Raw genomic sequence first — 12293 nt, forward strand, 5'->3', positions numbered from 1 at the left:
GCGGCATCGCGCGCCTGCGCCCTCAGCTCCTCGACCTGCGCGGCCAGCCGGTCGCGGTCGCGACGCAACCGGGCGACCTCGCTGCGCTCCGAGCGTTCGGCGCGCAGCGTCGTGTCGAGCGCGCGGGCGCGCTCCACGGCCGCTTCCCAGCCGTCCGGACGCAGCAGGAAGGCACCGGCGGCGCGCTCGCGGACGAGAGCGGGCGCGGTGGGGCCCTCGTCGCCCGGCTCCGCCACGGCGTCGGCACGCGGTGCTGGCGTGAGGTCGACGGGCGGTCCCTGGCCGTCCGGGACCGAGGGATCCGACGGCGCACCCGTCGGGGTCCCGTGCTCGCGCGACCAGGCGGCGGCGACGGCGTGGCGGAACCCGGCGTCGTCGACCAGGGCGCGCCACAACGGCGCCGCACCGGCCGACGCGCGCCGACGGGGTGCGAAGGACTTGACCCGTTGCAGGGCGACGGGGACGAGGACCGGGTCGAGCGTGCCGAGCACGTCCGCCGCCGCCTCGACGAGCAGCGCGCGCACCGCCGTCGGGACGCCGCCGGCGGGTTCCTCCTCGTCCGACCTCTCGGCCACCATCCGCTGCCCCTCCTGCGTTCCTGTCGTCGGGACTGTCATGGGGCATTTCGTCCCCGATCGTCCCGATTCCCCAGGGCACCACCTTATGCCGTGCCCGTGCCCGACCGGGGACCCCCCGCGTCCCGCCTCGGCCGTGTCGGTGGCCGTCGCTAACCTCGCCGCCATGCCGTCCGGACCCCTCCTCGCCTCCTCGCGCGAGGGGTCAGCGCCACGAGGCGTGCCCGTCCAGCCCACGCTCGACGACCTGGGCACGCCGCTGCGCGACGTGACATTCGTCGTCGTGGACCTGGAGACCACGGGCGGGTCACCGGCGGGCGCGGGCATCACGGAGATCGGCGCCGTGAAGGTCCGCGGTGGCGAGGTGCTCGGGGAGTTCCAGACGCTCGTCGACCCCGGCGTCCCGGTCCCGGCCTTCGTGGCCCGCCTGACGGGGATCACCTCCTCCATGGTCGCGACCGCCCCGCGCATCGAGGCCGTCCTGCCAAGCTTCCTGGAGTTCGCGCGCGGCGCCGTGCTCGTCGCGCACAACGCGCCGTTCGACATCTCGTTCCTCAAGGCCGCGTGCCGGGCAGCGGACTACGAGTGGCCGGGGAACCAGGTGCTCGACACCGTCCCGCTCGCACGCCGCGTCGTCACCCGGGACGAGGCTCCGAACCACAAGCTCGCGACCCTCGCGGCCCTGTTCCGTGCGACCGTGACGCCGGAGCACCGCGCGCTCGCCGACGCGCGGGCCACGGTGGACGTGCTGCACGCCCTCCTGGCGCGGCTCGGGCCGCTGGGCGTCACGCATCTCGAGGACCTCGCCGGCGCGACGGACCCGGTCCCGCAGGACGTGCGACGCAAACGGCACCTCGCGGACGACCTCCCGGACGCCCCCGGCGTCTACCTCTTCCGCGGGCCCGGGGACGAGGTCCTCTACGTCGGCACGTCGACGTCCATCCGGCGCCGTGTCCGCTCCTACTTCACCCGCTCCGAGAAGCGCAGCCGCATCACCGAGATGGTGCGCATCGCGCACGCCGTCACCCCGGTCGTGTGCGCGACGCCGCTCGAGGCGCAGGTGCGCGAGCTGCGCCTCATCGCGGAGCACGCGCCGCGCTACAACCGGCGGTCGCGGCACCCGGAGCGCATGACCTGGGTCCGGCTGACGGACGAGACCTACCCCCGCCTGTCCGTCGTGCGGGACGTCCGCGCGCCGGCGGCGCACATCGGGCCGTTCGCGTCCAAGCACCAGGCCCAGGCCGCGGTCGACGCCCTCCACGACGCGTTCCCGCTGCGCCAGTGCACGCGCCGGCTCCCGGTCGTCGCCTCGCCCGGGGCGACGGCGTGCGTCCTGGCGGAGATGGGGCGGTGCTCGGCGCCGTGCACGACCATCGAGCTCGACACCGGGTACGCAGCCGTCGCCACCGGCGTGCGGGAGGCGTTCGAGGGCGACCCGTCGCACGTCGTCGCGGAGCTCGGACGCCGGATCGTCGCGCTCTCGCGGGACGAGCGGTTCGAGCAGGCGGGCGAGCTCACGCATCGCCTGCGGGCGTTCCTCGCGGGCGCGGCGCGCGCACAGCGACTCGCTCCGCTCGCCGCCTGCGCCGAGCTCGTCGCCGCCCGCCCGACGGACGCCGGCGGGTGGGAGATCGTCGTGGTCCGCCACGCGCGCCTGGCCGCGACCGGGGTGAGCGACCCCGGCGCGGACCCGTGGCCGCTCGTCGACGCCCTCGTCGCGACGGCGGAGACCGTCGCCCCGCCCGTGCCGCCCGCCCCGGCGAGCCACCCCCACGAGGCCGAGATCGTGCTGTCGTGGCTCCAGGAGCCGGGCGTGCGGATCGTCGACGTCACCGGCCCGTGGGCGTGCCCGGTCCGGTCCGCGGGGTCGCACGTGGACCTCGCGGCCACGGCCCGGGACGTCGCGCGCCACGCCGACCCGGGCGACCGCCCCGACCTGACGCACGCGGCGCCCGGCGTGACCGTAGAGTGGTCGCCAGTCGACGACCCGACCCCGGAGGAACCATGCTGACCGCCATCGTCCTGATCGACACCGACCCCGCCCGCATCCCCGAGGTCGCGTCCGAGGTCGCGGACCTCAAGGGCGTCAGCGAGGTCTACTCGGTCACGGGCAAGGCGGACCTGGTCGCCATGGTCCGGGTCCAGGAGCACGACCAGCTCGCCGACGTCATCGCGGACCGCATCAGCAAGGTCCCGGGCGTCGTGCGCACCGAGACGTTCATCGCGTTCCGCGCCTACTCCAACGTCGACCTCGAGCAGGCGTTCGCGCTCGGCCTCGACGACTGACGAGGCGGCCGGCGACCGCCGACCGCCTCGTCCAGCAGGGTCAGTCCCGCGCCGCGGCCTCCGCCCAGCGCGCGAGGGCGTCGCGGGCCGCGCCCGTGTCCACGCTGCGCGCCGCGATCTCGTAGGCGGCGCGGAGGCGCGTGGCGAGCGCGCCCTCCGAGGTCCCGGGCAGCGTGCCGTCCGCGACGAGCCCGGCCGCCGCGTTGAGCAGCACCGTCTCCCGCACCGGCCCGGACTCGCCCGCCAGGAAGCGTCGCGCCACGTCGGCGTTGTGCGCCGCCTCGCCGCCCCGCAGGTCGGCGATCGTCACCGGCGCGAGGCCCAGGTCGGCGACCGGGTCGAGCCGCTGCTCGGTCACGACGCCGTCGCGCACCTCCCACACCGTCGCCCCGCCCGTCGCGGCGAGCTCGTCGAGCCCGTCGTCGCCGCGGAACACGAGCGCCGAGGTCCCGCGCCCCGCGAGCACCCCGGCGATGAGCGGCGCCATGCGCGCGTCCGCGACACCGATGGCGGCCGCACGCGGCTGCGCGGGGTTCGTCAGCGGGCCGAGGACGTTGAACGCCGTCGGGATGCCGAGCTCCTTGCGCGCCACGCCCGCGTGGCGCATGGACGGGTGGAAGACCATCGCGAAGCAGAACGTGATGCCCGCCTCCTGCACGATGCGGGCCACGCGCTCGGGCCCGTGGTCGAGCCGGATGCCCAGCTCCTCGAGCACGTCCGCCGCGCCGGACGACGAGGTCGCGGCCCGGTTGCCGTGCTTGACGACCCGCACGCCCGCGCCCGCGATGACGAGCGAGGCCATGGTCGAGATGTTGACCGTGTGCGCGCGGTCCCCGCCCGTGCCGACGATGTCGACCGCCGGCCCGTCCACGGCGAACCGGCTCGCATGGGCCAGCATCGCGTCCGCGAGGCCCGTCAGCTCCGCGACGGTCTCACCCTTCGCGCGGAGCGCCACGAGGAAGCTCGCGAGCCGCACCGGCGACACCTCGCCGGACATCACCTGGTCCATCGCCCAGGCGGTGGAGTCGGCGTCGAGGTCGTGCCCCGCGACGAGCTCGGTCAGCAGGCCGGGCCACGTGAGCCCCGTGCCCGTCGAGTCGCTCGTGGTCGAGGCGGCGGGGTGCGGGGTGGCGGTCACGGGTGGCCCTTCGGCTGGTCGGTCTCCTGTCGGCTACCGCGTGCCGGCGGCACGCAGCAGGTCGGCGACGGCGCGCTGGAGGGCGACCGCGTCGAACGGTCGCGGCACCGCGTCGTCGGCGAGCGACCACGATGCTAGCCAACCGTCCTGCGGCCTGCCGGTGAGGACCAGGACGGGCGGGCAGCGGTAGACCTCGTTCTTGAGCTGGCGGCACAGACCCATGCCACCGGCCTTGTCCGCCTCCCCGTCGAGGACGAGCAGGTCCCACCCGCCCGCGTCGGCGGAGGTCACGACGGCCGCAGGGGTCGCGACCTCGAGCCACTCGATGTCCGGCTGACCCGCACCCAGCCGGCGCCCGACGGCGAGGCGCACCTGCTCGCGCACCGTCACGTCGTCGCTGTAGAGGAGGATGCGCGGCGCGCGCGGGGTCACGCTCGTGTCCCCGTGCGTCGTCGTCACGGTCGTCGTCATCGTCGTCACCGTCGCCTTCGTGGTTCCCTCGGGTGGTCCGGGAGGCCGCACCCGAACACCTGTGGCGCGCGCGTCCCGACTGGCATCTTGGCACGTCGGAGCCGATCGCAGCACCCCCTCGCGCGGTGCCGACGCCGACCGGCGGGGGACCCGGGACCAAGGGCCCTGGCCGGGCCTGCGAGCCTGCGAGTTTCATGGCACTTAGCAGCGATCCGTCACCAAGTGCAGGTCTCCGTGGGAAGATCTGGAGACATTGTGAGATTCACCGCCTCCGGGCGGTCGTCTGCGTGCCGCGAAGGGCCCGTTCGTCGGCCATAATGGCTTCTGTGTCGACCGCAACGGCTGCCCCCCACGCCCATCAGCACGTGAGCGTCAACCGACCGAACCCCGTCTCGGTCGGGACGATCGTGTGGCTGGCCAGCGAGCTCATGTTCTTCGCCGGCCTCTTCGCCATGTACTTCACGGTCCGCGCCGTGATGCCCGCCGACGAGTGGGCACTCCAGGCGGACAAGCTCAACCTGACCTTCGCGGCGATCAACACGACCGTCCTGGTGCTGTCGTCGGTGACGTGCCAGATGGGCGTGTGGGCCGCCGAGCGCTTCCAGCCCGTGCGCACCGGATCGATCTTCCAGGTGAACCGCTGGGGGATGAACGAGTGGATGACCCTCACGTTCCTCATGGGCGCGTTCTTCATCGGCGGTCAGATCTTCGAGTACGCCGAGCTCGTCGAGCACGGCGTCTCGATCTCCTCGACGCCCTACGGCTCCGTCTTCTACATCACGACCGGCTTCCACGGCCTCCACGTCGTCGGTGGTCTGATCGCCTTCCTGTTCCTTCTCGGCCGCTCGTTCTCGGCCAAGAACTTCGGGCACCACGAGGCCACGACGGCCATCGTGACGTCCTACTACTGGCACTTCGTCGACGTCGTGTGGATCGCGCTGTTCTTCGTGATCTACATCTTGCGCTGACGACGACCCGCCCGGGGTCCGCCCCGGTCCGCCCACCCGCCCCCTGCTCCCCCACCTGCGAGACGAGGATCATTTCGTGAAGGCACTCGCCGCCCGCAGACACCACCGCTTCGCGCCGGTCGTGCTGCTGCTGCTGGCGCTGCTGGTCACCGGTGGCGTCTACGCCGCCTTTGCACCGACCCCGGCCAACGCCGAGACCGCCAGCACCGAGGACATCGAGACCGGCCAGAAGCTGTTCCAGGCCAACTGCGCCACGTGCCACGGCCCGAACGCAGAGGGCACGGACACCGCTCCGTCGCTCGTCGGTGTCGGCGCCGCGTCGGTCGACTTCCAGGTGTCCACCGGCCGCATGCCCATGCAGATGGACGGTCCGCAGGCCATCCAGAAGCCTCGCCAGTTCGACGAGGAGCAGACGGCGCAGCTCGCCGCCTACGTCGCCTCGCTCGGTGCCGGCCCGGCGATCCCGACGGACGAGCAGGTCGACGCCTCGCTCGGCGACGTCGCGAACGGCGCCGCGATCTTCCGCACCAACTGCGCGATGTGCCACAACGCCGTCGGGGCGGGCGGCGCGCTCTCCGAGGGCAAGTTCGCGCCCCCGCTGTGGGACACCTCGGAGCGCAACCTCTACCAGGCGATGCTCACCGGCCCGCAGTCGATGCCGGTCTTCAACGACGCGACCATCACGCCGGAGGAGAAGCGGGACGTCATCGCGTTCCTCGTCGACCAGCGTGAGGGCTCGGCCGGTGGCCTCTCGCTCGGCTCGCTCGGCCCCGTCAGCGAGGGCCTGTGGGCCTGGATCGTCGGAATGGGCCTCCTCATCGGGGCCGCAGTGTGGATCGGAGCGAAGTCCTCGTGAGCGACTACCAGAACCCCCGGTCGCCCGAGTCCTCGCACCGCGAGGTCGGGCACCGCGAGGAGCACGGCACCCTCGAGACGTTCCCGGACCCGGGGCTTCCCGAGCACAAGAGCCGCATGGCGGACCGCGACCCGAAGGCGTCCAAGCGCGCCGAGCGCCAGGTCGCGACCCTCTTCGGCATCTCGGTGATCGGCACGATCGCCGCGCTCGTCGTCTACTTCGTCATCCCGCCGGACGGGACCACGGCGGGCGTGCGCCTGTCGACGCTCTCGCTCGGCGTGGCCATCGCCTTCGCGCTGCTCGGCATCGGCCTCGGTGCCGTGCACTGGGCGAAGGTGCTCATGTCCGACCACGAGAAGGTCGACGAGCGCCACCCGATCGCGAGCGACGCCGAGACCCGCGTCGGCGCGATCGCCGAGCTCGAGGCCGGCGCCAAGGACTCGGGCATCGCCCGCCGCGGCGTCCTCAAGGGTGCGGTCATCTCCGCGCTCGCGCTGTTCCCCCTCACCATCGCCGTCCCGCTCGTCGGCAGCGTCGGTGGCGACTGGAACGTCTCGAAGTTCAAGCACACCCTCTGGAAGCCCGGGACGCGCCTCGCGATCGACCCCTCCGGCCGGCCCATCAAGGCGGCGGACGTGACGATCGGCTCGGTCGTGCACATCATCCCCGAGGCCTCCCAGGAGGAGATGCAGTCCCACGAGTGGATCACGGAGAAGGCCAAGGCGGTCGTCCTGCTGGTCCGTCTCGACCCGCGCGACATCGTGTCCGAGCAGGCGCCCGCGGGCGAGACCTGGTCGTACGACGGCATCGTCGCGTTCTCCAAGATCTGCACGCACGTCGGCTGCCCCGTGGCGCTCTACGAGCAGCAGACGCACCACCTGCTGTGCCCGTGCCACCAGTCGACGTTCGACGTGGCCGACAGCGCGAAGGTGGTCTTCGGGCCCGCGAAGCGGCCCCTGCCGCAGCTGCCGATCACCGTTGATGACGAGGGCTACCTGGTCGCCCAGAGCGACTTCCACGAGCCCATCGGCCCGAGCTTCTGGGAGCGTCTGAAGTGACCACCAGCACCGGAACCGCCGCACCCAAGGCGGCCGCACCGAAGTCAGCCGCGCCGACGACCCCCGCCGGCAAGGCCGCCGACTACCTGGACCAGCGCACCGGCATCGGCGTCGCCGTCAAGGAGTTCGCGCGCAAGGTCTTCCCCGACCACTGGTCGTTCCTCCTGGGCGAGATCGCCCTGTACTCGTTCGTCGTCCTGATCCTCACCGGCATCTTCCTGACGATGTTCTTCGTGCCGAGCATGTCGCTCGTCACCTACCACGGCGAGCCCGCGTCGATGAACGGCGTGCTCATGTCCGACGCGTTCGCGTCGACGCTGCACATGTCGTTCGAGGTGCGCGGCGGTCTGCTCATGCGGCAGATCCACCACTGGGCGGCGCTGATCTTCCTCGCCGCGATCGTCACGCACATGATGCGCGTGTTCTTCACCGGCGCGTTCCGCAAGCCGCGCGAGATCAACTGGCTCGTCGGCATGCTGCTCATGATCATGGGCCTCGCCGCCGGCTTCTCGGGCTACTCCCTCCCGGACGACGTCCTGTCCGGCAACGGCCTGCGCATCACCGACGGCGTCGTGAAGTCGATCCCGCTCATCGGGTCGTACCTCTCCTACTTCATCTTCGGCGGCGAGTTCCCGGGCGAGCACATCATCCCGAGGCTCTTCACGGTGCACATCCTGCTCGTGCCCGGCCTGATCCTCGCGCTCGTCGCGCTCCACCTGTTCTTCGTCGTGCTGCACAAGCACACGCAGTACCCCGGTGGCGGCCGCACGGACACGAACGTGGTCGGCTACCCGCTGTTCCCGGTGTACGTGGCCAAGGCCGGCGGCTTCTTCTTCGTCGTGTTCGGCATCCTCGCCCTCATGGGCGGCACGATGGCGATCAACAACGTGTGGAACTACGGTCCGTTCGACCCGTCACCGGTGTCCGCGGGAGCGCAGCCCGACTGGTACATGCTGTTCCTCGAAGGCTCGCTACGACTCATGCCAGGACAGGCGGAGTTCGTGACGTGGGGCGACTACACGGTGCCCCTCAACGTCCTGATCCCGGCCGTGGTGGTGCCCGGCCTGCTGTTCACGTTCCTGTTCGTCTACCCGTTCCTCGAGGCCGCGGTGACGAAGGACAAGCGTGAGCACCACGTGCTCGACCGCCCGCGCAACGTCCCGGTCCGCACCGGTCTGGGTGTCGCCTTCCTCACGGCGTTCATCATCCTGGCGCTCGCCGGGTCGAACGACCTCATCGCGACGCACTTCCACATGTCGATCAACACGATCACGTGGGCGTTCCGGATCCTGTTCTTCGTCGGCCCGTGGTTCGCGTTCTGGATCACCAAGCGCATCTGCCTCGGCCTGCAGCGCAAGGACCGCGAGCTCGTGCTCCACGGCCACGAGACGGGCCGGATCGTGCGGTTCGCGCACGGCGAGTACATCGAGGTCCACCGCCCGCTCGACGAGCAGGAGCGCTGGCTCCGGGTCAACTACCAGGCCCACGAGCCGCTCGAGATCGAGCCGGCGACGGACTCGCGCGGCGTGCGCCGCAAGGGCTACAAGAAGGACAAGCGCCTCCAGCGCCTGTCGCGGTTCTTCTACGAGGACCGGATCGAGCCCGTGACGCCCGTCGAGCTCGCGGCCGCGCACTCGCACGGCGAGCACGACGCGCTCGAGAGCAGCGAGAGCCACGCGCAGATCGAGGCCGGTGCCGCCGCCGTCGGTGGTGGGCGCGACCTCGTCGAGCCCGAGAAGGGCGCCGACGAGCGTCGACCCTGAGGTTCCTGCACAGTAGGACGATGACCCGCGACCAGTCCCCTCATCGAGGCGGACAGGTCGCGGGTCATCGTCGTCTCGGCACCCGGGCGCGGGCAGCCGCGCCTGCCTGAGGGCCTGAGACACCGTCAGTTCACCGCACAGCGGCCGCAGGACGCTCTCCCGCGGTCCGTACCAGGAGGTACTCCGGATGCCCGTCTACACCCTGCCCGAGCTGTCCTACGACTACGGTGCGCTCGAGCCGCACATCTCCGGGCGGATCATGGAGCTGCACCACTCCAAGCACCACCAGGCCTACGTCACCGGCGCGAACACCGCCCTGGAGAAGCTCGCCGAGGCCCGCGAGACCGGCGACTTCGCCGCGATCAACCTGCACGAGAAGAACCTCGCGTTCAACCTCGGCGGCCACGTCAACCACTCCGCGTTCTGGACCAACCTCTCCCCCGAGGGCGGCGGCGAGCCCACCGGCGAGATCGGCGCCGCGATCGACGAGCACTTCGGCTCCTTCGACGCCTTCAAGAAGCAGTTCGCCGCCGTCGCCGCCGGCGTCCAGGGCTCGGGATGGGCCATCCTCGCCTGGGACTCCATCGGCTCCAAGCTCGTCACCGTCCAGCTCTACGACCAGCAGGGCAACCTCACCCTCGGCCTGACCCCGATCGTCCTGCTCGACGTCTGGGAGCACGCCTACTACCTCGACTACCAGAACGTGCGCGCCGACTACGTCACCGCCTGGTGGAACCTCGTCAACTGGTCCGACGCCGAGGCCCGCCTCCAGCGCGCCAAGACCCAGACCGCCGGCCTGATCATCCCCGCCTGACCCCCCGGGGCGAGCACGACCCTGCCCGCCCACGAGAACGACATGAGGGTCGTTATCCACCGGATAACGGCCCTCATGTCGTGTTCGGCGCCCTGCCGGCGGACCGGTTAGTCCGCCGTGACGAAGAGGTGGCGCGCTACGTCGTCGGGCAGGTCGAGGACCGTCTGCGCGCCGTCCCCCGAGACCGTGACGACGCCGTGGTTCACCGCGACGACGAGTGTCCGGCGCGGGAAGACGCCCGCCTCGGCGAAGCGTGCGAGGAGCTCGACGTCGACCTGGACCGGCTCGGCGATGCGCTGGAGGAGGACGCGCACCTCGTCCCCGTCGGTCGCGCCGCGCGCGGCGAGGTGCACCGGGAGAGACACGACGCCGTCGAGGTACTCGACCTCGGGCAGGTCCTCGCCCAGCTCGCGCAGGCCCGGGATCGGGTTGCCGTAGGGGTCGTGCGCGGGGTGGTCGAGGAGCGCGACGAGGCGCTGCTCGACGAGGTCGCTCATGACGTGCTCCCAGCGGCAGGCCTCGGTGTGGACCTGCTCCCAGTCGAGCTTGATGACGTCGGTGAGCAGCCGCTCGGCGAGGCGGTGCTTGCGCATGACGCGCACCGCCGTCTGCTGCCCGAGCACCGTGAGCTCGAGCTGGCGGTCGCCGCCGACGACGACGAGGCCGTCGCGCTCCATGCGCGCGACGGTCTGGGAGACGGTCGGCCCCGAGTGCCCGAGGCGCTCGGCGATCCGCGCGCGCAGCGGAGGGATCCCCTCCTCCTGCAGCTCGTAGATCGACTTCAGGTACATCTCGGTGGTGTCGATCAGGTCGGTCACTCGGCCTCCCGCGGCAGGTACGCACTCTTCTCTGGAACCGTTCCAGTCTAGCGCTCTCGCGCCGACACGATAGTGTGCCTCTCGTGCGTACTGTGCGTCACACACTATGGTGTGGACCATGACCGATCCCGAGATCTATGCCGGGCACAGCCAGGAGGTGCGACGCGGCTCCGTCGTCGTCGCGAGCCTGCTGCTGCTGCGCACGCCCGGCTACGGCTACGGGCTCCTCGAGGCGCTCGCCGCAGCGGGCGTCCCCGTCGACGCCAACACGCTCTACCCGCTCCTGCGCCGGCTCGAGAAGCAGGGCCTCCTCGTGAGCGAGTGGAACACCGACGAGGCGCGGCCGCGCAAGTTCTACCGCACCTCCCCCGCGGGCGAGCGCTTCGCCCGCGACCTGCTCGACGAGTGGCTCGCGATCGCGCGGAGCCTCCGGACCATCGACTCCCAGGAAGGCACGTCATGACGCTCACCGACCGCTACGTCGCCGCCACGCTGCGCCGCGTCCCCGCGGACCAGCACGCCGACCTCGAGCAGGAGCTGCGCGCGTCCGTCGCGGACGCCGTCGAGGCCAAGGTCGACGCCGGCACCGACCCGGCGCGGGCCGAGACCGACGTCCTCAACGACCTCGGCGACCCCGACCGCCTCGCGGCCGACCTCGCCGGTCGCCCGCTGTACCTCATCGGGCCGACGCTCTACCTCGACTGGCTGCGCCTCCTCAAGGTGCTGCTCTGGGTCAGCCTCATCCCCGGGGCGATCGTGCTCACCACGGACCTCGTCGACGGCGGCCCTGTGGGCTCGGCCATCTGGAGCGGCATCTGGACGACCGCCTCCGTCGCCCTCCAGATCGCGTTCTGGACGACGCTCGTCTTCGTCCTCCTCGAGCGCTACGGCTCCCCGCGGAGCCAGGACGAGCTCACCGGACCCTGGACGGTCGACCGCCTCCCGACCGAGCGCGCGCCCCGCGAGGTCACGCTCGTCGACACGGTCGTGTCGGTCGGTCTGCTCGTCCTGGTCGCCGCCGTGCTGCTCCTCCAGAACGTCGCGACCTACCGGGGCCCCGACGGCACCGCGGTCCCCGTGCTGCAGCCCGACCTGTGGCCCGTCTGGACCGGCGTGCTCGTCGCGCTCGTCGCGGCCGAGATCGTGCTCACCATCCTCGTGTACGCGCGCGGCCGGTGGACCGTCGGGCTCGCGGTCGCCAACACGGTCGTCGGGGTGCTGTTCGCCGGCACCGTCGTCTGGCTGGCGAGCGCCGACCGCCTCGTGAACCCCGCGTTCCTCGAGGTCACGGGCGGCGACTCGCTCACCTGGCTCTCGAACGGGATCATCGCGGCGACCGTCGTGATCACCGGCTGGGACGTCGTCAGCGTCTGGGTCAAGGCTCTGCGCCGCCCCGCTGCCTAGGCTGGCCCGATGACCCGCTCGCGGGGGGCGCCCCCCCCCCCGGCGGGGGCGGGGGGGGGGGGGGCCCGCCGCGGGGGGCCCCCGGGCCCCCCCCGCGGCCCGCCGCGCCGGCGGGCGGGCCGGGGCGCGCGCGCACGCGGGG

Annotated in this window: 12 protein-coding genes and 1 pseudogene; 9 read left to right on the plus strand and 4 right to left on the minus strand. The window is 72.1% G+C overall.

Annotated features, from left to right (window positions below; genetic code table 11):
- Positions 1-617: pseudogene (locus tag ACFWH7_RS17745) on the minus strand (hypothetical protein); the annotation flags it as partial.
- Positions 618-741: 124 nt separating this feature from the next.
- Between ACFWH7_RS17745 and ACFWH7_RS17750 the strand changes: the two are divergent.
- Together ACFWH7_RS17750 and ACFWH7_RS17755 are read left to right on the plus strand one after the other, a co-directional pair.
- Entirely contained in the window at positions 742-2586 is a 1845-nt protein-coding gene (locus ACFWH7_RS17750) for a DEDD exonuclease domain-containing protein (RefSeq protein ID WP_378218435.1), read from the plus strand.
- On the plus strand, positions 2580-2861 hold the full coding sequence (locus ACFWH7_RS17755) for an Lrp/AsnC family transcriptional regulator (RefSeq protein ID WP_024840033.1): 282 nt from the start codon (positions 2580-2582) through the stop codon (positions 2859-2861). The genes ACFWH7_RS17750 and ACFWH7_RS17755 overlap by 7 nt, the downstream gene beginning before the upstream one ends.
- Before the next feature lie 40 nt (positions 2862-2901).
- Here ACFWH7_RS17755 and trpD read toward each other — a convergent pair whose 3' ends face one another.
- Both trpD and ACFWH7_RS17765 read right to left on the minus strand, forming a co-directional pair.
- Complete coding sequence (gene trpD, locus ACFWH7_RS17760; RefSeq protein ID WP_378218438.1) at positions 2902-3999, minus strand: anthranilate phosphoribosyltransferase; 1098 nt, start codon at positions 3997-3999, stop codon at positions 2902-2904.
- A gap of 33 nt (positions 4000-4032) precedes the next feature.
- Positions 4033-4470: a response regulator gene (locus ACFWH7_RS17765; RefSeq protein WP_047234754.1), complete on the minus strand. Its 438-nt coding sequence runs from the start codon at positions 4468-4470 to the stop codon at positions 4033-4035.
- Positions 4471-4787: 317 nt separating this feature from the next.
- On the opposite strand from ACFWH7_RS17765, the gene ctaE reads away from it, so the two are divergent.
- The 5 genes from ctaE (at position 4788) to ACFWH7_RS17790 (ending at position 9929) form a co-directional block, all read left to right on the plus strand.
- Complete coding sequence (gene ctaE, locus ACFWH7_RS17770; RefSeq protein ID WP_082141561.1) at positions 4788-5438, plus strand: aa3-type cytochrome oxidase subunit III; 651 nt, start codon at positions 4788-4790, stop codon at positions 5436-5438.
- Positions 5439-5514: 76 nt separating this feature from the next.
- Positions 5515-6294 (plus strand): cytochrome bc1 complex diheme cytochrome c subunit, encoded by a 780-nt coding sequence (gene qcrC, locus ACFWH7_RS17775; RefSeq protein WP_047234750.1) that lies wholly within the window; start codon positions 5515-5517, stop codon positions 6292-6294.
- Positions 6291-7352 (plus strand): cytochrome bc1 complex Rieske iron-sulfur subunit, encoded by a 1062-nt coding sequence (gene qcrA, locus ACFWH7_RS17780; protein ID WP_378218441.1) that lies wholly within the window; start codon positions 6291-6293, stop codon positions 7350-7352. The genes qcrC and qcrA overlap by 4 nt, the downstream gene beginning before the upstream one ends.
- Positions 7349-9115 (plus strand): cytochrome bc1 complex cytochrome b subunit, encoded by a 1767-nt coding sequence (gene qcrB / locus ACFWH7_RS17785; RefSeq protein ID WP_378218443.1) that lies wholly within the window; start codon positions 7349-7351, stop codon positions 9113-9115. The genes qcrA and qcrB overlap by 4 nt, the downstream gene beginning before the upstream one ends.
- A gap of 187 nt (positions 9116-9302) precedes the next feature.
- Positions 9303-9929: a superoxide dismutase gene (locus ACFWH7_RS17790; protein ID WP_277514338.1), complete on the plus strand. Its 627-nt coding sequence runs from the start codon at positions 9303-9305 to the stop codon at positions 9927-9929.
- A gap of 107 nt (positions 9930-10036) precedes the next feature.
- On the opposite strand, the gene ACFWH7_RS17795 is transcribed toward ACFWH7_RS17790, so the two are convergent.
- Positions 10037-10747 carry a metal-dependent transcriptional regulator gene (locus ACFWH7_RS17795; RefSeq protein WP_378218446.1) on the minus strand — a complete coding sequence of 237 codons (711 nt, stop codon included), beginning with the start codon at positions 10745-10747 and terminating at the stop codon, positions 10037-10039.
- 118 nt (positions 10748-10865) lie between these two features.
- Between ACFWH7_RS17795 and ACFWH7_RS17800 the strand changes: the two genes are divergently transcribed.
- Both ACFWH7_RS17800 and ACFWH7_RS17805 read left to right on the plus strand, forming a co-directional pair.
- Positions 10866-11210 (plus strand): PadR family transcriptional regulator, encoded by a 345-nt coding sequence (locus tag ACFWH7_RS17800; protein WP_194226621.1) that lies wholly within the window; start codon positions 10866-10868, stop codon positions 11208-11210.
- Positions 11207-12151, plus strand: coding sequence for a permease prefix domain 1-containing protein (locus ACFWH7_RS17805; protein WP_378218448.1), 945 nt, complete (start codon positions 11207-11209; stop codon positions 12149-12151). The genes ACFWH7_RS17800 and ACFWH7_RS17805 overlap by 4 nt, the downstream gene beginning before the upstream one ends.
- Positions 12152-12293: the final 142 nt, after the last annotated feature.

The organism is Cellulosimicrobium cellulans (assembly GCF_042723955.1).
In the GTDB taxonomy this organism is placed as follows: domain Bacteria; phylum Actinomycetota; class Actinomycetes; order Actinomycetales; family Cellulomonadaceae; genus Cellulosimicrobium; species Cellulosimicrobium cellulans_H.